General features: G+C 61.6%; 17 protein-coding genes and 4 pseudogenes. 3 read left to right on the plus strand and 18 right to left on the minus strand.

All coding sequences use genetic code 11. From position 1 onward, the window contains the following. Positions 1-56: 56 nt before the first annotated feature. The 8 genes from ACYZTM_RS02345 to ACYZTM_RS02380 all read right to left on the minus strand — a co-directional run bounded on the left by ACYZTM_RS02345 (position 57) and on the right by ACYZTM_RS02380 (position 8,725). A complete protein-coding gene (locus ACYZTM_RS02345) occupies positions 57-716 on the minus strand; it encodes a DUF799 domain-containing protein (RefSeq protein WP_131061502.1) in 660 nt (219 codons plus the stop codon). After that, positions 713-1,054: a DUF4810 domain-containing protein gene (locus tag ACYZTM_RS02350; RefSeq protein WP_370654478.1), complete on the minus strand. Its 342-nt coding sequence runs from the start codon at positions 1,052-1,054 to the stop codon at positions 713-715. The genes ACYZTM_RS02345 and ACYZTM_RS02350 overlap by 4 nt, the downstream gene beginning before the upstream one ends. Positions 1,055-1,114: 60 nt before the next feature. Next, the gene (locus ACYZTM_RS02355; RefSeq protein ID WP_461989095.1) at positions 1,115-1,789 is read right to left on the minus strand and encodes a CsgG/HfaB family protein; all 675 of its coding nucleotides are present in this window, start codon (positions 1,787-1,789) and stop codon (positions 1,115-1,117) included. Positions 1,790-2,037: 248 nt separating this feature from the next. Then, the gene (locus ACYZTM_RS02360) at positions 2,038-5,136 is read right to left on the minus strand and encodes an error-prone DNA polymerase (protein ID WP_461986785.1); all 3,099 of its coding nucleotides are present in this window, start codon (positions 5,134-5,136) and stop codon (positions 2,038-2,040) included. Further along, entirely contained in the window at positions 5,112-6,527 is a 1,416-nt protein-coding gene (locus ACYZTM_RS02365; protein WP_461986787.1) for a Y-family DNA polymerase, read from the minus strand. The genes ACYZTM_RS02360 and ACYZTM_RS02365 overlap by 25 nt, the downstream gene beginning before the upstream one ends. A gap of 7 nt (positions 6,528-6,534) precedes the next feature. After that, on the minus strand, positions 6,535-7,152 hold the full coding sequence (gene imuA / locus ACYZTM_RS02370; RefSeq protein WP_461986789.1) for a translesion DNA synthesis-associated protein ImuA: 618 nt from the start codon (positions 7,150-7,152) through the stop codon (positions 6,535-6,537). After that, positions 7,152-7,769 (minus strand): transcriptional repressor LexA, encoded by a 618-nt coding sequence (gene lexA, locus ACYZTM_RS02375; RefSeq protein WP_461986791.1) that lies wholly within the window; start codon positions 7,767-7,769, stop codon positions 7,152-7,154. The genes imuA and lexA overlap by 1 nt, the downstream gene beginning before the upstream one ends. 38 nt (positions 7,770-7,807) lie before the next feature. Next, positions 7,808-8,725 carry a LysR family transcriptional regulator gene (locus ACYZTM_RS02380; protein ID WP_461986793.1) on the minus strand — a complete coding sequence of 306 codons (918 nt, stop codon included), beginning with the start codon at positions 8,723-8,725 and terminating at the stop codon, positions 7,808-7,810. Positions 8,726-8,828: 103 nt separating this feature from the next. Between ACYZTM_RS02380 and ACYZTM_RS02385 the strand changes: the two are divergent. Further along, positions 8,829-9,173: pseudogene (locus ACYZTM_RS02385) on the plus strand (amidohydrolase family protein); the annotation flags it as partial. Here ACYZTM_RS02385 and ACYZTM_RS02390 read toward each other — a convergent pair. The 10 genes and pseudogenes from ACYZTM_RS02390 to ACYZTM_RS02435 form a co-directional block, all read right to left on the minus strand. Further along, a pseudogene (locus ACYZTM_RS02390) lies at positions 9,171-9,392 on the minus strand (ABC transporter permease); the annotation flags it as partial. The pseudogenes ACYZTM_RS02385 and ACYZTM_RS02390 sit on opposite strands and share 3 nt — an antisense overlap. A 130-nt stretch (positions 9,393-9,522) precedes the next feature. After that, the gene (locus ACYZTM_RS02395; RefSeq protein ID WP_165557470.1) at positions 9,523-10,941 is read right to left on the minus strand and encodes an ABC transporter substrate-binding protein; all 1,419 of its coding nucleotides are present in this window, start codon (positions 10,939-10,941) and stop codon (positions 9,523-9,525) included. 208 nt (positions 10,942-11,149) lie between these two features. After that, a complete protein-coding gene (locus ACYZTM_RS02400; protein ID WP_131061495.1) occupies positions 11,150-11,395 on the minus strand; it encodes a 4Fe-4S dicluster domain-containing protein in 246 nt (81 codons plus the stop codon). Between the two features lie 25 nt (positions 11,396-11,420). Continuing rightward, positions 11,421-13,166: a fumarate reductase/succinate dehydrogenase flavoprotein subunit gene (locus tag ACYZTM_RS02405; RefSeq protein WP_461986796.1), complete on the minus strand. Its 1,746-nt coding sequence runs from the start codon at positions 13,164-13,166 to the stop codon at positions 11,421-11,423. Next, positions 13,163-13,915: a GntR family transcriptional regulator gene (locus ACYZTM_RS02410; protein ID WP_461986798.1), complete on the minus strand. Its 753-nt coding sequence runs from the start codon at positions 13,913-13,915 to the stop codon at positions 13,163-13,165. Before ACYZTM_RS02410 ends, ACYZTM_RS02405 begins: the two co-directional genes overlap by 4 nt. Positions 13,916-14,204: 289 nt before the next feature. After that, entirely contained in the window at positions 14,205-15,170 is a 966-nt protein-coding gene (locus tag ACYZTM_RS02415) for a Gfo/Idh/MocA family protein (protein WP_131061493.1), read from the minus strand. Between the two features lie 16 nt (positions 15,171-15,186). After that, on the minus strand, positions 15,187-16,074 hold the full coding sequence (locus tag ACYZTM_RS02420) for a Dyp-type peroxidase (RefSeq protein WP_131061492.1): 888 nt from the start codon (positions 16,072-16,074) through the stop codon (positions 15,187-15,189). Positions 16,075-16,401: 327 nt separating this feature from the next. Then, positions 16,402-16,542: pseudogene (locus ACYZTM_RS02425) on the minus strand (DSD1 family PLP-dependent enzyme); the annotation flags it as partial. After that, positions 16,542-17,868 (minus strand): annotated as a pseudogene (locus ACYZTM_RS02430) (D-arabinono-1,4-lactone oxidase). The pseudogenes ACYZTM_RS02425 and ACYZTM_RS02430, both read right to left, overlap by 1 nt. A gap of 85 nt (positions 17,869-17,953) precedes the next feature. Next, positions 17,954-18,100, minus strand: a complete 147-nt coding sequence (locus ACYZTM_RS02435) for a hypothetical protein (RefSeq protein ID WP_461986801.1) — start codon at positions 18,098-18,100, stop codon at positions 17,954-17,956. A gap of 311 nt (positions 18,101-18,411) precedes the next feature. Between ACYZTM_RS02435 and ACYZTM_RS02440 the strand changes: the two genes are divergently transcribed. Both ACYZTM_RS02440 and ACYZTM_RS02445 read left to right on the plus strand, forming a co-directional pair. After that, on the plus strand, positions 18,412-20,037 hold the full coding sequence (locus ACYZTM_RS02440; RefSeq protein WP_461986803.1) for an NADP-dependent glyceraldehyde-3-phosphate dehydrogenase: 1,626 nt from the start codon (positions 18,412-18,414) through the stop codon (positions 20,035-20,037). 68 nt (positions 20,038-20,105) lie between these two features. Continuing rightward, on the plus strand, positions 20,106-21,125 hold the full coding sequence (locus ACYZTM_RS02445; protein WP_461986805.1) for an FUSC family protein: 1,020 nt from the start codon (positions 20,106-20,108) through the stop codon (positions 21,123-21,125). The last annotated feature ends 3 nt before the right edge of the window (positions 21,126-21,128 follow it).

A 21,128-nucleotide genomic window follows, 5' to 3' on the forward strand; every position in this document is an offset into this window, starting at 1 on the left:
CGCGGAGCGTCCGGGGATGCATTCCCACGCGGAGCGTGGGAACGATCTCACTGGGTTCAGTCAGTACCGTATTTCGGCGAACGCGGTCCGTACAGCAGGCCCGCGGGCTGCCCAGCCGACAGCAGTCGCGCACTGGTCACGCCGGCAATCGGGTGGCCGGCGTCGGTGGAGCTGTTGATCACTTGCTTGACCGCTGCCGTAATCAGCATACCCACCAAACCACCGCCACCGTTGTTGCCGCCCTCTTCGCTCGAAGCCCGGGCCGAGCCGGTCCACAGGGTGGTGCCGCTCTTGAGGTCCACCAGTTTCGCGGTGGCAGTCACCACGGTTTCACTGCTGATGATCATGTAGCGAGTGCCGTAGTCCGTCACGGTGATGTACAGCGCCGCATCGGCACCGAAGATTTCCTGCAGCTTGTTGGCCGGTGCCTGGTGAATGTCCGCCGGTGTGGTCAGGCCGTTCTGGCGGAATGTCTCATCGACCAGGGTGATCGGCAGCACGTAGTAACCGGCTTCCGCCAGCGGGTACGTGACCTGTGACAACATGCTGTAGGACGCCTTGACGTCCGGCGAGTTATTCAGCGGCGGCAGCACCAGAATGGTTTTCGGACGGGCTTGCTTGTACGCCGAATAGTCCACGGTCTTGGGGCTGACGCAGCCACCGAGCACGGCCAGCGCCAGCAGCCCGGCCATCAGTTTCAATGAGCGCGCGATCATTGGGTGTCTCCGGTCTTGGCGTTTTTAAGCAGAAAATCCATGTACGGCGTCGACTCGGGAAACAGGGTTTTCTCGGTCCTGAACTGCTGCACCATCTGATCGTCCTTGCCCATGCTCAGATACAACAGACCCAGGTGAGCGTGGTAGCCAGGCGGCGGTGTCTTGCCGGTGGACTTGATCTTCTGCAGGTCGCGTTCCAACGCTTCGGCCTGAGCTTCCTTGGGTTCTTCACCCTTGAAGTACTCGTAGACCTCAGGCTGGTAGCTTTCCCACTGGTAAAGGGTTTTCGGGCCGGCGCAACCGGCCAACAGACCGCTGACCAGCAATGTCGACGCCATCAGCGCCCACGACACATAAGTCTTGAACATGCTTGTACCGCTCCTTGTCATCAACCTTGATCAGTTACCCGGTTTCCATGCCCCGGCGTTCATCCCGTCCACCAGGCGATTGATCGCCTCGCGCATGGCCAGGTCGAGCACCTTGCCGTTGAGGGTCGAATCGTAGGCAGCGGTGCCGCCGAAGCCGATGACTTCACGGTTGGACAAGGCGTACTCGCCCGCACCCTGAGTCGAATAAACCACTTCGGACGTGCTGATGTTGACAATGTTCAGGTTGACCTTGGCGTAGGCCACCTGGGTCTTGCCGCGACCGAGAATGCCGAACAGCTGATGATCGCCGGTCTCTTTGCGGCCGAACTCGGTGACGTCACCGGTCACCACAAAATCAGCACCCTTGAGGCGCTGGGACTGGCCCTTGATCGCGGCTTCTTGCTGGATCTCGCCCATGTTGTCGCGGTCCAGCACGCTGAAGCGGTTGGTCTGCTGCAAGTGAGTGATCAGGATGGTCTTGGCCTGACCGCCGAGGCGATCCACGCCGTCGGAGAAGATCCCGCGCATGTAGCTCGAACGGTTGTCGAACTTGCCGACGGCCATGGGTACACGAACACCGTTGTAAACCACGCTGGCGCTTTCGACTTTTGCAATCGGCAAGGCGCGCGAGCTTTCGGTGGCACACCCGGCCATTGCGCCCAAGAAGGCAATCGCTGCCGCCGATACCAACATCCGAGAGATCATTCTCACTGTGCATTCCTTCTGAAAAAACGGTTTATCCCGGCACGGCCATAGCCAACCGCTGCGGGTTGCAGCGGCGAAAAAGCGAGGGGAATCAGATCGACAATCGACGTGCGGGACGTCGGCGGCCGGCATTATGCCAAAGTGCCACCACTGAGAACAGTGTTTAATTTTTATTGGCGCCAATACATTGGCTGCCGCGATCGTTCCCGCTCCGCGTGGGAACGATCAGTGGCGTTCAGTGATTGGGATCAGCGGAAATCGCGGCTGCGCACGCTGATGCCGTCCAGCAGTGGGCTCAGGTCGCTCAGCCGTCCGGCAATCAGGTGCCGCACCTCGCCTTCTTTTTCCCAGCGGCCATCGACCTTGAGCAATTGCGAGCCGACCAATACCTGGCGTTGCCGGTCGGCGAGGTCGCGCCAGACGATGACGTTGACGTTGCCGAACTCGTCTTCCAGGGTGACGAAGGTCACACCGCTGGCAGTGCCCGGCCGTTGCCGACCGGTGACCAGCCCCGCGACGCTGACCGGTCGCCCGTGTTCGACCTCCATCAGTTCTTTCGAGCTGCGGCAGCGTCGGGCTTTCAATTCACCGCGCAGCAACGCCAGCGGATGCGGACCGAGGGTGGTGCCGACACTGTTGTAGTCCGCCAGCAGGTCCTCGCCCACGGTGGGTTTGGGCAGATAGATCGCGGGTTCTTCCTGACTCGGCAGACCGGCAAACAAACCGAGCTGTTTCTGCACCCCCGCCACTTCCCAGCGCGCCCGATGACGGTCACCGGCCAGGCCACGTAGCGCACCGGCATCGGCCAGTTGCTCCTGGGCACGGGCATCGAGTCGCGCGCGCTCGCCCAGGTCGGCGATGTCGACAAATACCCCCTTCGCCCTCGCCGCTTCGATGCGCCGGGCATCGTCCTCGCGAAAGCCCTTGATCATCCGCAACCCCATGCGAATCGCCGGCTGCGCACCGGTGATCGGTTCCAGGCTGCAATCCCAGTCACTGGCGCGCACGTCCACCGGGCGAATCTGCAAATGATGCCGGCGCGCGTCCTGCAGAATCTGGTCCGGGCTGTAGAAACCCATGGGCCAGCTGTTGATCAGCGCACAGGCGAAGGCCGCCGGCTCATGGCATTTCAACCAGCAACTGGCGTAGGTCAGCAAGGCGAAACTGGCGGCGTGGGACTCGGGAAAACCGTAGCTGCCAAAGCCCTTGATCTGTTCGAAGATCTGCGCGGCGAACTCCGCCGTGTAGCCGTTTTTCTTCATCCCGGCGGCCAGCCGATCCTTGTGCGGTTCCAGTCCACCGTGGCGTTTCCAGGCGGCCATGGAGCGACGCAACTGATCGGCCTCGCCGGGGCTGTAGTCGGCGGCGACAATTGCAATCTGCATCACCTGCTCCTGAAACAGCGGCACGCCCAGGGTTCGTTTGAGCACGACTTCCAGTTCCGGCGAGGGATAGGTTTCGGGCTCTTCCTTGTTCCGGCGGCGCAGATACGGGTGCACCATCCCGCCCTGAATCGGCCCCGGACGGACGATGGCCACCTCAATCACCAGGTCGTAGAACTTGCGGGGCTTGAGTCTGGGCAGCATCGACATTTGTGCCCGGGACTCGATCTGGAACACGCCGATGGTGTCGGCACGGCCGATCATGTCGTAGGTTAACGAGTCTTCGGACGGGATCGTCGCCAGGCTCAAGTCCTGATTGCGATGACGGCGTAGCAGATCAAAACAGCGGCGGATCGCGCTGAGCATGCCCAACGCCAAAATATCCACCTTGAGCAGGCCCACCGCGTCGAGATCGTCCTTGTCCCACTGAATGATGGTGCGCTCGGCCATGGCGGCGTTTTCCACAGGCACCAGACTGTCCAGCGGCTGCTCGGAAATCACGAAACCGCCGGGGTGCTGGGACAGGTGGCGAGGGAAACCGATCAGTTGTCCAGTCAAACTCAGCACCCGCCGCAGCACCGGGCTCTCGGGGTCGAACCCGCCTTCAAGCAGGCGTTCCACGGGGGGTGTTGCATCGCTCCAGTGGCCACAGCAATCGGCCAGGGCGTTGATCTGATCCGGCGGCAACCCCAAGGCCTTGGCCACATCACGCACCGCGCCGGCGGCGTGATACGTGCTGACCACCGCCGTGAGCGCGGCGCGGGTCCGGCCATAACGCTGGAACACGTACTGCAAGACTTCCTCGCGACGTTCGTGTTCGAAATCGACATCGATGTCCGGCGGTTCATTGCGCTCTTTGGAGAGAAAGCGTTCGAACAACAGCGTGGTGCGATCCGGGTCGATTTCCGTGATGCCCAAGGCAAAACACACCGCCGAGTTCGCGGCAGAACCACGGCCCTGACAGAGGATTTCTTGCGCGCGGGCGAACCGCACAATGTCGTGAACCGTAAGGAAGTAGCTTTCATAGCCCAGCTCGGCGATCAGCTCCAGCTCCTTATCGATCTGCACCAGCACCTTGGCTTGCGGACCGTCTGGCCAGCGCCACGCGATCCCCTCGTCAGTCAGATGCCGCAGCCAGGACGTGGCCGTCTGGCCTTCCGGCACCAGCTCGCGGGGATACTGGTAACGCAACTGGCCGAGGTCAAAAGTGCAGCGCCGGGCAATGGTTAGCGTTTCATCGAGCAGTGCTTGCGGGTAGATCGATTGCAGGGCATCGAGGCTGCGCACATGCCGCTCGCCGTTCGGATGCAGCCGCAACCCGGCCTCGGCCACCGGCAGGTGATGACGGATCGCGGTCATGGTGTCCTGCAAGGCGCGCCGCCCACGGGTGTGCATGTGCACATCGCCATTGGCCACCGCGGGAATCCGCAGTTCCCGCGCCAGGGTCAGCAGTGCGTCCAGTCGCCGGGTGTCGTCCTGACCGCGATGCAACTGCACCGCCAGCCACAGGCAATCGGTGAACGTCTGTTTCAGCCAGTGACCGCTTGCAACATCATCGACTGTGTCCGGCACCCACAACGCCAACAGCCCCGGCATCGGCTCGCTGAAGTCCTCACGCAGCACCTGGTACTGACCTTTCTGTGTACGGCGCCGCGCCCGGGTAATCAGCCGGCAAAGGGTCTGGTAACCCTCAAGGTTTTCCACCAGCAGCACCAGTTTCGGACCGTCCTCGATGCGGATTTCGCTGCCGATGATCAGCGGCAGCTCCACCGACCTGGCCGCTTGCCAGGCACGGACGATGCCGGCCAATGTGCATTCATCGGTGATCGCCAGCGCTTGATAGCCGTGCTTTTTCGCCCGCTGAAACAGCTCGAGGGCACTGGAAGCACCGCGCTGGAAACTGAAGTTCGACAGGCAGTGCAGCTCCGCATACTCGACGCTCATGCGAACCAGCCTTGCAGCCACAGCGGGCCGCCCTCACCCACCGCACGGTAGGCCCAGCCCTGCTGACCGGAACGGGTTTCGATCAGGTAGTAATCGCGGCGCACGTCGTCGCCGTCCCACCAGCCGGACTCGATGCGCTCCGGCCCCATGAGAATCCGCGTCGAGCCTTCGTGTACGGCCTGCGGCTCCGTCAGCAACCAACCCGGACGCTGCACCCCCGCCAACCCCGCGCAAAGTTGACTGTCGGCCCGCGCCTGCCACGCGCACTCTGGCCGATGATCGGCCTGAAAGCGCAAGCCGTGCACCGCCTCATCTCCAAGCCGCGCACGCAGGCGTTCGCGCAGTTGCTCCCAGGGCAAGGACTGCTGCGGACGGTCGTCGAACAGTTCCTGACGCTGCGGGACGAAGCTCGGCAGGTCTTCGGCGCGCAGCCGAAAACCGCGCACCGGGGCCTCGACCTGGACCTGTTCCAGCCGCCCCCGGGCCAGTTCGAAGAGCATCGCCGGATCGCGCTCGGCGCTGAGCAGGCCGACCTTGATCACCGTGTCCGGCAAGCCGGCGTGCTCCAGGTGCAGGTCGAAACGCTGCACGCCACTGTCCCGGCCGCAGAGGAATGCCGACAGATCGCCGGTCAAGCGCCGTAATGGAAACAGCAGCGCCTGATGGGACTGCACATCGAAATTGAGTTCGATGCGCACATCAAACCGGTCCGGCGGCAGGTAGAACGCCAGCGCCAGCCGCCGCTCACCGAACAAGGCATCCAGGTGCTTGAGCACCTGTGCCTCGAAACGTCGCGCCAGGCTATTGCGCGGCAACGCCTGCACCTGACTCAAGGTGCGCAACCCCATGCGCGACAACGCCGTGGCCACCGCCGGCTCCAGGGCAACCCGGTCGACGGGCAACTGCCCCAGGTGATAGCGCAAGGCTTGATCGTCCGGCACCACCAAACCGTCATACACGTTGGCCAACACCCGCGCGGCCACCGGGTTGGGCGCGGCGACGATCCTATGACGAAAGCCCAGCTCACCGAGCTCAGCGCGCAACCGCGCCTCGAACTGCGGCCAAGGCCCGAACAACCCCAGGCTCGATTCAATCTCAAACACCACGGCACGCGGGTAATGCACGCTGACCTGAGAGCTGAAGCGATAGGCCCATGCCGCCAGGAACTGCTGCCAGTGTTCGATCTCGGCGACGTCGTATTCGGCCGTGACAAAGCCTTTGCTCAAGGCTTGCGCAGCGGTCATCGACTGGCCCGGACGCAAGCCCAGCGCCCGCGCCGGAGCGTTGACGGCTTGCAGCACCCGACGTTGCGCGGGGCCGGTCAGCAGCGCCAACGGCTCATCAGGATCGGGGCGCTGACGCAGTACCGCGTCCAGCGCCAATTGCGGGAAGAGAATGCACACCCAGCGCATGGCAACCTCAATGCCCCACGGGAAAGGCAATCGGCGCCGAACGCGCCAACCCGCCCCGACACTTGAGCACGCGCAACTGTGCAGGCCTGACATCGATGGCGATGCGCAAGGCCGCGGGCGAAGGGTTGATGGCTTCGTTGATCGAGCGGTAGGCGAACGCCAGGGTCGAGCCGGTTTCCGCCGCCACCTGCAAGCGCCGCAGCGCACGGTCATCGGCCTTGTGCGGCCAGCACAGCACCGCACCGCAACTGCCCGAACGCAGGCATTGTTCCGCTGCCCACAGTGCATCGCGTTCGCTGGCCTGGATGATCGACAACTGGCGCAAATCAACCCCGGCGTTCTGCCAGGCCTGGGGATACGGCACGTAAGGCGGCGCCACCAGCACGATACGTTCGCCCGCCGCCGACAGCCGCGCCAGCGCCGGCCACACCAGTTGCAACTCGCCAACGCCCTGCCCGGCCAGGAGGATTTCCGTCAACGCTGCTTCCGGCCAACCGCCAGTGGGCAACGCCGCATCCAGCGCAGCATGCCCGGTGGGTTGCGGGCTGACAGCCGGTGGCGCAGGCCGGCCCTTCCAGACCTGGCCGCCATTGAACAGCGTGTCCAGCGCAACGACGGCGCCCATCACCCTTGCCTCACCAGACCGCAGAACACCCCTTCGATGGCCAGGTCCTGATTGGCCTCGACGATGATCGGCTTATAGGCCGGGTTGCGTGGCAGCAACCGGACAACGTCGCCGACCCGCTCGAAACGCTTGATGGTGACTTCGCCGTCGAGCCGCGCCACGACGATCTGGCCATTGAGCGCCTCGGGATTGCGGTGCACGCCCACCAGATCGCCGTCGAGAATGCCGTCCTCGATCATCGAATCCCCCTGGACCCGCAGCATGTAGTCCGGCACCCGCGAGAAGATCGACGGATCGAGCAGCAAGCGGCTGTGCACCTCGGCATCGGCACTGATCGGCGAACCCGCCGCGACCCGACCGAGTACCGGGATGTCCAGCAACTCGGGCCGCGCCGGTTGCCCGAGCAAACGAATGCCCCGGGCCTGATGCGCATTGACCTCGATAAAACCGGCCTCGGTCAGCGCCAGCACATGCTTGCGCGCCACGCTGCGGGAGGCGAAACCAAACGCCTCGCTGATTTCAGCGAGGCTCGGAGACTGACCGTGCTCCGCGATTCGATCACGGATAAAGGTCAGGATGGCGGTACGGCGGGGAGTTAAAGTCGTCATGGAGTACATTTGTACTCTTTCGGCATTTTCCTGGCAAGGACCGCCAGTCAGCTCAAGCCACGAGACGCCAGAAACCCTGCGATGTAATCGATGAAAGCCAGCACTTTGGCGGTTGCCCGTCGATGACTGGGGTAAACCGCCAGAATGTACGAGCCGAAGCTGTCCGGATCGATGTCGTAATCGGCCATCACCCGCACCAGCCGGCCATCCGCCAGATACGGCGCGGCACTCCACAACGGCGTGTGCAGCAAACCACGTCCTGCCAACGCGTTGTCCAGCAGCAGGTCGTAATTGTCGCTGCGCAACCGTGGCGACTGCGGTTGCGCCAGGCTCAAACGCTGCCCGTCACGCTCGGCCCACCAGAATTCGCGGCTGAGCAACGGATGCCGGTAGAGCAGCCATTCGTGGTCATCGAGGGTGTGCGGCGTGACCGGTAATCCCTTGCGCGCCAGATACGCCGGGCTGGCGCACAACGCCAGGCGATTGCTGCCGACGACGCGAGCAATCAACCCCGGCAAGTCGTCATGCCCCTCGCGCAACGCCAGGTCATAGCCGCTTTCCAGCAGATTGACGAACTCATCGCACAAATCCACTTGCAGGTTGATCTGCGGGTATTGCTCCAGAAAACCGCCGCACACCTGATCGAGAAAAGCCTGCCCGTACGCCAGCGGCGCGGTGATTTTCAGGTTACCGCGCAGGCCATGCTGCAACTGCTCGATTTCCTCGCCGGCCTCCTCCAGCCGCTGCAAGACCTGCCGCGCGGTTTCCAGATAAAGACGACCCGATTCGGTCAGCAAAATCCGTCGGGTGCTGCGCTCGAACAACCGGGCGCCGAGTTCCGCTTCGAGGTGATTGACCGCTTTGGTCAAGGCCGACGGGGTCTTGCCCAGTTGCTCGGCGGCGCGGCTGAAACTGCCCAGTTGCGCCGTGACCACGAACATTTTCAATGCACCCAACTTGTCCATTCTTTTTCCATTCAGGCAAAAACGTTTTTCGTGAGCCAGGCGTTCTGCTTGCCGTGACAAGCCACTAATCTGGCCATCAGACGCAATAACAAGGAAACATTCAATGAAAAGATTCATCCCGAATCTATTGATGGTCGCAGTCAGTTTTGCCTCGATGGAAGCCATGGCAGCCGCCGATCTGGTGCTGATCAATGGCAAGATTTTCACCGCCGACCGCGCCCAACCGAAGGTGCAGGCATTGGCGGTACAGGATGGCAAAGTGCTGCAAGTCGGCAGCGATGCGCAGATCAAGGCCCTGATCGACTCAGGCACCAAAGTCGTCGACCTCGGCGGAAAAGCCCTGATGCCAGGCCTGATCGACAGCCATTCCCACGCGGTTTTCGGCGGCCTGGAGATGGTCTCGGCCAATATGGAAGATGAGGTGGTCGACCTCGACGAACTGGAAAAAGCCGGCGAAGACCCGGTTGAGGCTGCTGACGAGGTGCTGGGCGAGCTTGCCGGAATCGCCGAGGCCGAGTGCGGCTTCGATGACGGCCACCGGGGTCGGGACGCTGGCGAAGGTCACCAGACCGAGGTTCCAGTGATGGCTGGCGGCGAGTTGCCAAAATAGAAGGCAGAACAGCAGCGAGGCGGCTCTTGGAGTCCAGCGTAAATATGATCCGAACACAATTCATCCTCTCAACCGAGAACCCTGTAGGAGCGAAGCTTGCTCGCGAAGGTGTGTCAGCTAAGTCAATTTTGGCTGACACACCTTCGCGAGCAAGCTTCGCTCCTACAGGGATCAGTGCGTCTGGGGTTTAGCGAACGGCAACGGCCTGGGTGGTGGCGTCGGTGAAGTCGAGGACTTTGCCGCCCTGGGCCGTGGCGAATTGTTGGGCCTGGCCTTTGAGCAGGAATGCACTGAGGCGCCCCTTTGCATCACTGGCAAACCACGCCTGATCCGCCAGCAATTTGATCCCGCTGTCACTCGCCTGGGCATACACGGCGCGGATGTTTTTGCCTTGCTGCTTCAGGCTGGCCAACGCAGTGAATGCCGACTCCGCCGAGGCGTACTGACGGACCTTAGGCTCGCCACGCACCCAGATCTCGGCCACATGACTGAAGTCGGTGATGGCTTTGCCGCTCGCCGCATCCACGCCGTTGAGCGGTGTCTGTGCGTAGTTGGCCAGTTGCGCGGTGTAATCCAGGTTTGAGGCCTTGAACGCGGCGCGGATGTACTGGTCATCGATAAAGGTATTGAGATCGAGCCCACGATCAGCCTTCTTCAACAGCTTGAGGGTGTCGATCGCCGTGCCCACGGCCTGGCGGTACTCCGGCTTCCAGCTCAGGTCGCGGGTTTGCACACCGAGCGGGCCGTAAAACAAGTAATTGACCTCGGCATCGACGCCCGTGACCTTGGCAATCAGCTCACTGTATTTCTCTGGCTCGGCCGTCAGCAGTTGATTGGCTTCGATACTTGCGCGCAGGTAAGCGACGACGATTTCCGGGTACTTTTTCGCGTAGGCCTGATCCACCAACGCACCATGAAAGGTCGGTGCATTGGCCTGCGAACCGTCGTAGATCTTGCGAGCGAAACCACGGCTCGGGAACAGTTCGGCGAACGGCACAAAGTCGGCGTGGGCGTCGATTTTCCCGGCCTGCAATGCCGAGCCAGCGACTTCTGGCGGCTGGGCGATGATGTTCACATCCTTCAGCGGGTCCCAGCCTTGAGCGGCCACGGCTCGCAACAACATGCCATGGGCGGTGGACGCGAACGGCACGGAAATGGTCTTACCCTTCAGCTCTGCCAATGACTGCACGCCCGAGGCACTCGGCACCACGATGCCATTGCCGCTGCCCTTGATGCTGCCCGAGAGCACGCTGATGAACAGGCTGTGCTTGCCCGCGGTTTCGAACGCCACGCCGTTGAACGAACCGGGAAAATCGGCCATGGCACCGAAGTCGAGTTTGCCGGCGACCATCTCATTGGTCAGGGGCGCGCCGCTGGTGAAGTTCTTCCACTCGACTTCGTATTTGGCGTCCTTGTACTGGCCATCGTGGGGCAAGTATTTGTCCAGCAGGCCGAGCTCGCGGATCAACAGGCCGCCAGCGGCGCAGTTGATCGTGGTGTCCTGGGTGCCGATGGCAATGCGGATGGTTTCGGCCGAGGCCGACAGGGTGAATGAAGCCAGTACCAGACCGGCGAATGCTGCACGCAGCAATGTTGGCAAAGACATGGTGAATCCCCTCGAATCATTTATAGGATGTTCGTCTCCGCCACGATCAGGACGTGGTGGGAAACGAGGGGTGGTTTGAAGCAAGCGTCCGGGGGTGGCCGGATGGCGTTTTGTGTTGTCTGTACTGGCCCCTTCGCGGGCAAGCCTCGCTCCTACAGACATCGGTAATCTGTAGGAGCGAGGCTTGCCCGCGAAGGCGTCCTGTCATTCAGCGCAGCAAATAGGGAATTTCGACTTTCACGGCTCCGGTCGGGCAGTCCTTTTCGCACGGCATGCAGTACCAGCATTCGTCGAAGGCCATGTAGGCCTTTTGCGTGGCCGGGTTGATCGCCAGCAGGTCCATCGGGCAAACGTCGACGCACACGGTGCAGCCTTTGTGGGCGATGCAAAGGTCTTCATCGACCGTGACCGGTGCGTTGGTGCGGAAGAAGATTTCCTGGGGTTGATAGGCCATTTCGTGGTCTCTCTTTTTGTGATGCTCAGGCCGCAAACGCGCCGACCCGCAGCCGGTCGTAGGCCTGCATTTCTTCGGCGTCGAGCGGGATGATGTAAGGCTCGACGGCTTTCTTGAAACTGGTCATCTGGCCGTCGTCGCCCTTCTTCAGGTGGCAGTGGCAGAACCAGTCGCTGTCGTTGCGTTGTGGATGATCGACCCGATAGTGGTAAAGCCCCCAGCGACTTTCGGCGCGAAACAAGGACGCACGGGCAGCCATTTCGGCGCAGTCGCGGATCATGCTGACTTCCATGGCGCGCATCAGTTCGTGGGCGTTGCGGGCCTTGATCTGATCGAGGTCGCGCTGGATATCGCTGAAGCGTTGCAGGCCGATTTGCATTTTCTTGGTCACTTTCGGCGGTTGCAGGTAGTCGTTCACAAAGCGTCGCAGCTTGTACTCGACCTGGGCGGGCGGCAGACCGTGTTCGCGATCCAGTGGCGCGTAAACCCTTAGTTTTTCCGTTTCGATCTGCTTCGCGTCGACCGCTGAAAACTCGCGACCGGCGACAAAATCCGCCGCGTTGGTGCCGGCAAACCAGCCATAAGTGAACGCGCCGAGCATGTAGTTGTGCGGCACCGCCGCCATGTCACCCGCCGAGTACAAACCTTTCACTGAGGTTTCGGCTCTCTCGTTGACCCACACACCCGACGCCGAGTGGCCGCTGCAAAAGCCGATTTCCGAGATGTGCATCTCGACCATTTGCGTGCGGTAGTCGGTGCCGCGATTGGCGTGAAACTGGCCGCGGCTCGGGCGTTCGTTGCTGTGCAAGATCTCTTCGATGTTCTGGATGGTTTCCTCGGCCAGGTGATCAAGCTTGAGGAACACCGGGCCGTTGCCGCTTTCGAGTTCCTGGTGGAACTCCCACATCATCTGCCCGCTCCAGTAGTCGCACTCGATGAAGCGTTCACCTTTACTGTTGGCGGTGTAGCCGCCCAACGGGCCGGTGACGTAGGCGCAGGCCGGGCCGTTGTAATCCTTGATCAACGGGTTGATCTGGAAGCATTCGAGGTTCGCCAGTTCGGCGCCGGCGTGATAGGCCATCGCGTAGCCGTCGCCGGCGTTGGTCGGATTTTCGTAGGTGCCCATCAGGTAACCGGAGGATGGTAAACCGAGGCGCCCGGCCGCACCGCAGGCAAGGATTACAGCCTTGGCCTTGATCACATGGAAGTCGGCGGTGCGGCAGTCGAAGCCCATCAGGCCGTTGACTGCGCCCTCTTCGTCCGTCAGCAAACGAGTGCAAACCACGCGATTGGTGATGCTGACTCGCGCCCGTTTCAACTGGCGGTACAGGACTTTCTTGATGTCGTGCCCTTCCGGCATCGGCAGCACGTAGGCGCCCATGTGGTGGACCTTTTTCACCGCGTAGTCGCCGGTCTGGTCTTTCTCGAACTTCACGCCCCAGCGGTCCAGTTGCGAGAGGGTTTCGAAGCTGTGGGTCGCGTAGGCATACACCGCCGCCTGGTTGACGATGCCGTCGTTGGCGATGGTGATTTCCTTGGTGTACTGCTCCGGTGTCGAGTGACCGGGAATGATCGCGTTGTTCAGGCCGTCCATGCCCATGCTGATCGCGCCGCTGCGCTTGACGTTGGCCTTGTCGATCAGCAGCACGCGCAGATCACGGTTGCGTTCCTTGGCCTTGATCGCCGCCATCGGCCCGGCCGTGCCGCCGCCGATCACGACAATGTCGTATTCCTGCTCCAGAGTGCTTCTGGTGATAGAGCTGTGGGTCATGCCTGATCCCCTTTTTGCCGGTCGATTCGCAAGCGGTACTGGAAGGCATCGCCGCGGTAGTAAAGGTGTTCGAAGTCCACAGGTTGACCGCTGGCGTCGTGGGTCAGGCGCTCGATGCGCATGATCGGCGAGCCCGGTTCGACGTTCAGCGCCAGGGTCAGGTCGCTGTCGGCCAGCACCGCGTCGATGGCCAGATCGGCATGACCAAGCGCCAGGCCGCAGTCGTTTTCGAGGATCAGAAAGATGTCGCGGGTGACCAGATCGGCCTTCTCCAGCCGTTCGCCGATGGCTTTGGGCAGGTAGGTGATTTCCAGTGAAATCGGCTCGCGGTTGATCAGTCGCACGCGTTTGATCTGCGCCACGGTCTCGCCTTCGGCAACGCGCAAACGCTCGGCGACGAGTTTATCGGCGGGGATGAATTTGAAGCTGTGCAGGCGGTTGATCACCTCGTAGCCGCGACCGGTCATGGACTCGGCCAGGCCTTGCAGGGTGCTGACGTTCTGGAAGGTTTTCGGCTTGGCGACGAAAGTACCCTTGCCGTGAATCTTGAAGATCAGCCCTTCCTTTTGCAGATCCCCCAACGCCTGGCGCACGGTAATGCGGCTGACTTTGAACAGCGCGCCGAGTTCGCTTTCGGAAGGCATCTGGCTGTCTTGCGGGTATTCGCCGTCGAGGATGCGGGCGCGCAGCACATCGCGTAGCTGGGTGTGCAGCGGGACGCTACTGAGGGATAGAACGTTATCGGTCATGGAAGATCACTTGTTATAACGAGTTATGACGTGATCTTAGAGAGCGGGTGTGGGGATTGAGAAATACTGATTAAGCATAAGGTTAGATTCGCCAGACAACCGCAGGCTTTGTAGCTGCCTTGTGGCGAGGGGATTTATCCCCGTTCGGCTGCGAAGCAGGCGTGAATTCAGACAACTCGGTGCGTCAGATAGACCGTGTGTTCAGGGTTTACGACTGCTTCGCAGCCGAACGGGGATAAATCCCCTCGCCACAAGGCAGCTGCTACAACGGATCGGTTTCTGCGGTGCGTCAGCGCTTGAGGATCTGGTCCATCACCCAGTCGGTTTTCAGCGCGTGTTCGGCCACCGCCGGATGCTGCGCCTCGCCCCGGATGTGAGCGTTCATGCCCAGCACGTGATGCCACTGGATGTGCTCGTGATGGTCGATGTGCAGGCTGAGGTGTTCATCGGCTTCAAGCTGCACCGGGTGCTCATCGAACACCGAAAAGCTGATCCGGCCTTGGCTGCCGATCAGCTCGACCCGATCTTCGCGGCGGTCTGCGACGAAATTCCAGCAGCCCATGCCCAGGGCACCCGAAGCGAACCGCCAACTGGCGCTGACGGCGTCTTCGGCGGCATACAAACCGGCCTGTCGCGCGGTGAAACCGGCGACTTCGACGATATCCCCGAGCAAATACTGGAACAGGTCAAACCCATGACTGGCCAGGTCGGCGAAGTAACCGCCGCCGGCGATCACCGGATCCGTGCGCCAATTGTCGGCGCCACCCAGATCGTTCGGCGAAGGTGTTTTGGTCAGGGTCCAGGACAGATGCCGCACCTCGCCGATCCGCCCCTCCTCCAGCCACTGCCGCACTTGCTGGAAGCGCGGCAGCGAGCGTCGATAATAGGAAACGAACAGGTGCAACCCGGCGTCGGCAAAGACCTTTTGCATGTCACGGCTTTGTCCGGCATTCAGCGACATCGGTTTTTCGACGCAGCAATGTTTGCCGGCTGCGGCGACCAGCAAGCTATAGGCGTGGTGACTGTCGGGTGGCGTGGCGATGTACACCGCGTCCACCTCGGGATCATTGATCAGAGCTTGCGCGTCGGTGTAAACCCGGGCGATGCCGTGGCGTGCGGCGTAGTCGGTCACCGCGTCCAGACGCCGCCCCATCACCGCCACCAGCGCCGAGCCCGGGGCCTTGTAAAAGGCCGGCCCGCTCTTGCGTTCAGCAACACTGCCACAACCAATCATGCCCCAGCGCACCACGTTCATCATCGCTCCTTGATGTTTAGCCGATGCGCAATGCGCGCAGGTCCAGATGACCGTCCTTGAGCGGCGGGCACCAGTAGTAGCCGCCGGTGATCGGACGGCTGATGCGGTACAAACCGTCGGTGATGCCGTCTTCCAGTCCGCTCATGCGCCGCAGTTGGGCTTCGAAGGCATCGAGGGAAAAGCCGAACGCCAGGAACATCAGGCCCGCGCGATCGCCTTCGATCCACGGCATCGAGCGACGGACCACGAACGCTTCAGGGGCGAAGCTTTCCTGGGCGGTGCGTTTGACATGGGCGGAAGTCGGCGCGTCATCCAGTTCTTCGTTATCGCTCAAGCGACGGCCCATGATGTTGTCCTTTTCATGGGACGGCATTGCGTGGAAGCCCTTCAGGTCATGCTGCCACTGCTGGATCGCGGCAAAGCTGCCACCGACCAGGCCTTCAGCGCCTTCGCCCAATAGCGCGGCGGCCACGGCGGCTTCGTCGTGCGGGTTTTCGGTGCCATCTTCGTAACCGGTCAGGTCGTGGCCGGTCAGGTGGCGGAAGGTTTCGTTCATCTGCACCAGGCGCAGGGCTGGGGCCAGCGCGGCTTCGATGGCGTTGCTGCGATTGAGCAATTCGCCACGGTCGACGCCGTGCAACCAGCACCAAAGCGCGTGTTGGGTCGACGGGTTGTCGACGCCGACACCGGTCAGCGCCGGAAAGGGCCGCAGGCCATCGATCTCAACGTGCAGCGCCTTGACCAGGGATTCACCAAAGCCGACAACCGCCGATTTTCCGTCCACCAGTTGCATCAGGTTGTCGAGCGCGGCCGGTAGTGCATCGGCGGATTCGAGGGCGAAGAACATATGACGGGCTTGAGGCGGAACGGGGGTGGCGAGAATGCCCGGCTGGTAGTAACTCATATGAACTCCTTAAAAAGAGCGCGGAGTTTAACCGGAGCACGGGGGTTTGTGTGGCTTCGGCATTAACGAGACCTGCGCATGCGAGAGGCTGAACACCGTCCCCTGTGGTGAGGGGACTTGCCCCCGTTGGGCTGCGAAGCGGCCCCAAAACCTGTCACCGCATTGCATCAGGTACACCGCGTGCGCCGGCATTACGACTGCTTCGCAGCCGAACAGGGGCAAGCCCCCTCGCCACAGAAGCCCTCTCACCAAAAGCAGCTAAATCGGGTTGGGAGCTTCGTTGCGAAAGGCGCTCGGGCTCATTCCGGTCCAGCGCTTGAAGGCGCGGCGAAGCTCATCGTTCAGCGCCCGGAAATAGTCGCTGTACGGACCGCCCCGGTCGCCCGGTCGCAGTCACACACTAACGTCCGCGAGCAAGGCCCCGACACCGACAGTCCCGATGAGAAAGTTACGACGATTGACGGCCATCAGCTCACCCCCAGAATCGACGATAGATGCGCGTTGAGAAATATGCCGCTGGGGTCGAGTTCCTGTCGAACCTCAATGAATTCATACCAACGCGGGTGCAACAGTTGCAGGTTCTTCGCGTTGAGCGTTTGCAACTTGCCCCAATGTGGCCGGCCGTTGTACTTCCAGAAAATCGGCTCGATGGCGGCGAAGAAATTGTGGTGATCCATCTGGTAATGCTGATGGACCGAGATCGAACTACTGTCGCGGCCTTCAAACATGCTCAACGGTATGTTATCGGCTTTGATGTTGCGGTACTCGATGGGAAACCAGGTGCGCAGGTCCTTGTCCTGAATCAGCTTCAGAGTCTCCCGCAAGCAGGCCCGGCCGTGTTCAGCCGGCACTGAGTATTTCATTTCATTGAAACGCACCGTGCGCACATTGGCGTAGATGTCGAACGAGTCGCCGACCCGGTCATCGAAACTGGCGAGGTGGCGCAAATTGTTCAGCATCGTGCGGCGCAGGTCAGGGAAGTCGCTGGCGTATTTGTCGATTTTCTCGATCAGCGTCACGAACTCGTTGCCACCCTCCTCATCCGGCGGGATCGGTGGTGTGGCCAGCTCGGTGGTTTCGTTCAGGGCGATAGACAAGGCGTAGTTGGAATGGGTCACCACGAGCATTTCCCAGTGCTGGTTTTCCTGGGTGTTCTTGTCGAGGTCTTCCAGCAGCTCTTCGGTCTTGGCGATCCACTGGCGCTCTCGCAAGCGATATACCGGGCGGTTTTGCAGCCGTACTTTGGTGGCCACACCGAGCGCGCCGAGCGACACTCGCGCCGCGTTGAACACTCCAGGGTGGCGCGTGCTGTCGCAGTCGAGCACGTCGCCATTGGCGTTCACCAGTTGCAGGCCGCAGACGTGTGCTGAATAGGACTGAACGTTTTTCCGGTGACGTGGGTCGAGGTGGCGATCGCGCCGGCCAGGGTCTGGTAATCGATGTCAGCCATGTTCTGCAAGGCCTGGCCGATGTCCTTGAGCGGCGTGCCCATACGTGACATCGGCGTGCCGGCGGCGAACTCCGCCTGCAGCGTTTGGGGATCGTGATCGAGCAGCCCGGTAAAATAGCTCAGCGACAGCAACGTGCCGTCGGTAGGCACCAGCGCGCTGAAAGATTCGCCGAGCCCACCGGTCGAACCTTGCCCGGGGCCTGGCGGATGACCTGGGTCAGTTCTTCCAGGGTCTTGGGCGCCAGCCGCGCCGCCGGAAGGCAACTCTGGCCACCGGACCAGTTGCGCCAAGGGATCAGCCGTGGTGCGCGCAGGAATTCGGCCAACGCGGGGGTTGAGCCCAGCGCGGTGAAGGCGCCAATGACACTCGCCCGTTGCAGCAACTGACGCCGTGTTAAGTCCATCGTCATGAATCACACCCTGCCGTTCTTATTGTTGGATGGGCTGGCCGGACATAAAGGCAATCAGCGCCAGCTCGGCGTCGGTGGGCATGGCGTCGGCCGCTTCGCTGTGCATCGCCGGGCTTTTCGGCTCATCGCCACAACCGTTGAGCAGCGCCGCAAAGACGCCGCCCACCAGCGCCAAACAAAGGCTAGGCTTTTCAGTGACTCGACTGGCCCGAATGGCTGTCCTCTCTATGGCGCCCCTCAGTGGAGAGCACCTTTTTTATTGTGATCAAGCACAGGTCAACACTAAGGCACCGACGCGGGCGGGTTGAGGGCATTGGGGGCCAACAAGGGGGGCTTCTGAGGCATGACCGAAGGCATCGGCAGGTCCACGATCAAAAACCCTGAGCCGCCAGACGATGAGATGAGTCATGACAAGCGAGACCAAGGTCTGCTAAAACGATTCATCAGTTCATCACCCATTCCAGACGGGGTAGCGACATGACCACAGCACATATCCTTGGCAACCTGTTTCCCGACTCAAGCGACATCCCGGAAAAATACCGCCTCGACGGTCAGACCGAGCAGCGTGAATACCTGGTCGATGGCGAACTGAAAACCTGGTCCGGCCCCCTCGCCCAGGTCCGCAGCCCGGTGTACCTGACCGGCGAAAATGGCGACGAACAAGTCATCCTCGGCAGCACGCCGCTGCTCGACGCGGAAACCGCATTGACTGCACTCGACGCCGCCGTCCGCGCCTATGACCGGGGCCAGGGTTTGTGGCCGACCATGCGTGTGGCCGAACGCATCCAGCACGTCGAAACGTTTTTGGGCCACATGCGCGAACAGCGTGAGGCGGTGGTCAAGCTATTGATGTGGGAGATCGGCAAGAACCTCAAGGACTCGGAAAAAGAGTTCGACCGCACCTGTGATTACATCGTCGACACCATCAACGCCCTCAAGGAACTCGACCGCCGCTCCAGCCGCTTCGAGCTGGAACAGGACACCCTCGGGCAGATCCGCCGCGTTCCATTGGGCGTAGCCTTGTGCATGGGACCTTACAACTACCCGTTGAACGAAACCTTCACCACGCTGATTCCGGCGCTGATCATGGGCAACACCGTGGTGTTCAAACCGGCCAAGCTGGGGGTGTTGTTGATTCGTCCGCTGCTGGAAGCCTTCCGCGACAGCTTCCCCGCCGGGGTGATCAACGTGATCTACGGCAGCGGCCGCGAGACCGTCAGCGCGCTGATGGCCAGCGGCAAGATCGATATTTTTGCGTTTATCGGCACCAACAAAGCCGCCAGCGACCTGAAAAAACTCCACCCGAAACCGCACCGTTTGCGCGCAGCACTGGGCCTGGATGCGAAGAACCCCGGCATCGTGTTGCCGGAGGTCGATCTGGACAACGCGGTCAACGAAGCGCTGACCGGGTCGCTGTCGTTCAACGGTCAGCGGTGCACCGCACTGAAAATCCTCTTCGTTCATGAAGACGTGGTCGAGTCATTCATCGAGAAATTCAACGCCAAACTGGCCACCCTGAAACCGGGTATGCCGTGGGAAAGCGGTGTTGCGCTGACGCCGTTGCCGGAAGCGAGCAAGGTCGAGTACCTGCATTCGCTGGTTGCAGATGCGGTCAGAAAAGGCGCCAAGGTGGTGAATCCAAATGGCGGTGAAGCGCGGGCGTCGTTCTTCTACCCGGCGGTGCTGTTCCCGGTGACGCCGCAGATGCGCGTCTATCAGGAAGAACAGTTCGGCCCGGTGGTGCCGATCGTGCCTTACCGGCACCTTGACACGGTGATCGACTACGTCCTGGAATCGGACTTCGGCCAGCAGCTGAGTATCTTCGGCACCAACCCGGTGGCGGTCGGTCGACTGGTGGACACCTTTGCCAATCAGGTCGGCCGGATCAACCTCAACGCCCAGTGCCAGCGCGGCCCGGACACCTACCCGTTCAACGGCCGCAAGAACTCCGCCGAAGGCACGCTGTCGGTGCATGACGCGCTGCGGGTGTTTTCGATCCGCACGCTGGTGGCGACCAAGTTCCAGGAAACCAACAAAGAACTCATCAGCGAGATCATCAGCGGACGCAGTTCGAGTTTCCTGACCACCGATTACATCTTCTGAGGACACCGAGCCTGAACACGTTCAGAGCCCATCGACTGCCACCGCTGCTGCGCCGATTACTGCGTCCGTTGCTGGACCCGTATCGGCGCTATCGCTACGCCAAGCTGATCCACGCGGTCCGCGTGTCGCTGGGATTGCTGGCATCGATCATGCTGACCACCGGCATCAACCTGCCCCACGGTGAGTGGGCGTCGGTGACGATGCTGGTGGTGATCGGCGGTTTGCAGCACCACGGCAACATCGGTAAAAAAGCCGCCGAGCGCGCCGTCGGCACGTTGATCGGCGCGAGTATCGGCCTGCTGTTGGTGGCGCAACAGGCCTGGCTCGGAATGCCGTGGCTGACCTATTTTGTGATGTCGGTGGTGTGCGGGGTTTTCTCGTATCACGCCATCGGCAAGGGCGGTTACACGGCGCTATTGGCGGGAATCACGGTGTTTATTGTCGCCGGGCATGGCGACAACCCGATCTCTGACGGACTGTGGCGCGGTGTGGATATTCTGATTGGCGTGGCCCTGGCCCTGGCTTTTTCCTTCGCCCTGCCGTCGTATGCGGTTTATTCCTGGCGCTACAACCTGGCCAACTCGCTGAGCGATTGCGCGACGATTTACGGACGCATCATCGATGGACAGCCCGTCTCCGATGACGAACACCTGAAGCTCATGAATCGCCTGAACGCGGTGATGGTGCAACTGCGGTCGCTGATGCCGTCGGTGTCCAAGGAAGTGAAGATTTCCATGACCGAACTCGATGCGATCCAGCGCAATTTGCGGATGTGCGTCAGCACCCTGGAAATCCTCGGCAACACCCGGCCGGATGCCAGCGACCGCGACGCCGTGGCGCATCTGCAATCGAGTTTCAAAGCGGAACACCGGCAGATTCGCGTTCAACTGATCGGCATGGCCCGGGCGCTGAAAACCGGCGCATCACAGCGTCTCAGTCGCCCCCTCGATCTGCCGGCCAATTCAGGTCTTGAAGCACCGGTCTACGAGCCGCTGGACGGCTATCGGTTACTGATCCGGCAGTTCGCTTCGAACATCGGCGAGATGCGCCAGCGACTGGCAAAAACTGCGCCGCGCTGGAACATCTGACAC

The sequence above is a fragment of the Pseudomonas sp. MDT2-39-1 genome, assembly GCF_054898085.1.

Coding starts and splice junctions, on each gene's coding strand:
- ACYZTM_RS02345 (WP_131061502.1), bottom strand. CDS start 716: ATGATCGCGCGCTCATTGAAACTGATGGCCGGGCTGCTGGCGCTGGCC.
- ACYZTM_RS02350 (WP_370654478.1), bottom strand. CDS start 1,054: ATGGCGTCGACATTGCTGGTCAGCGGTCTGTTGGCCGGTTGCGCCGGC.
- ACYZTM_RS02355 (WP_461989095.1), bottom strand. CDS start 1,789: ATGATCTCTCGGATGTTGGTATCGGCGGCAGCGATTGCCTTCTTGGGC.
- ACYZTM_RS02365 (WP_461986787.1), bottom strand. CDS start 6,527: ATGCGCTGGGTGTGCATTCTCTTCCCGCAATTGGCGCTGGACGCGGTA.
- imuA (WP_461986789.1), bottom strand. CDS start 7,152: ATGGGCGCCGTCGTTGCGCTGGACACGCTGTTCAATGGCGGCCAGGTC.
- lexA (WP_461986791.1), bottom strand. CDS start 7,769: ATGTACTCCATGACGACTTTAACTCCCCGCCGTACCGCCATCCTGACC.
- ACYZTM_RS02380 (WP_461986793.1), bottom strand. CDS start 8,725: ATGGACAAGTTGGGTGCATTGAAAATGTTCGTGGTCACGGCGCAACTG.
- ACYZTM_RS02395 (WP_165557470.1), bottom strand. CDS start 10,941: ATGTCTTTGCCAACATTGCTGCGTGCAGCATTCGCCGGTCTGGTACTG.
- ACYZTM_RS02400 (WP_131061495.1), bottom strand. CDS start 11,395: ATGGCCTATCAACCCCAGGAAATCTTCTTCCGCACCAACGCACCGGTC.
- ACYZTM_RS02405 (WP_461986796.1), bottom strand. CDS start 13,166: ATGACCCACAGCTCTATCACCAGAAGCACTCTGGAGCAGGAATACGAC.
- ACYZTM_RS02410 (WP_461986798.1), bottom strand. CDS start 13,915: ATGACCGATAACGTTCTATCCCTCAGTAGCGTCCCGCTGCACACCCAG.
- ACYZTM_RS02415 (WP_131061493.1), bottom strand. CDS start 15,170: ATGAACGTGGTGCGCTGGGGCATGATTGGTTGTGGCAGTGTTGCTGAA.
- ACYZTM_RS02420 (WP_131061492.1), bottom strand. CDS start 16,074: ATGAGTTACTACCAGCCGGGCATTCTCGCCACCCCCGTTCCGCCTCAA.
- ACYZTM_RS02440 (WP_461986803.1), top strand. CDS start 18,412: ATGACCACAGCACATATCCTTGGCAACCTGTTTCCCGACTCAAGCGAC.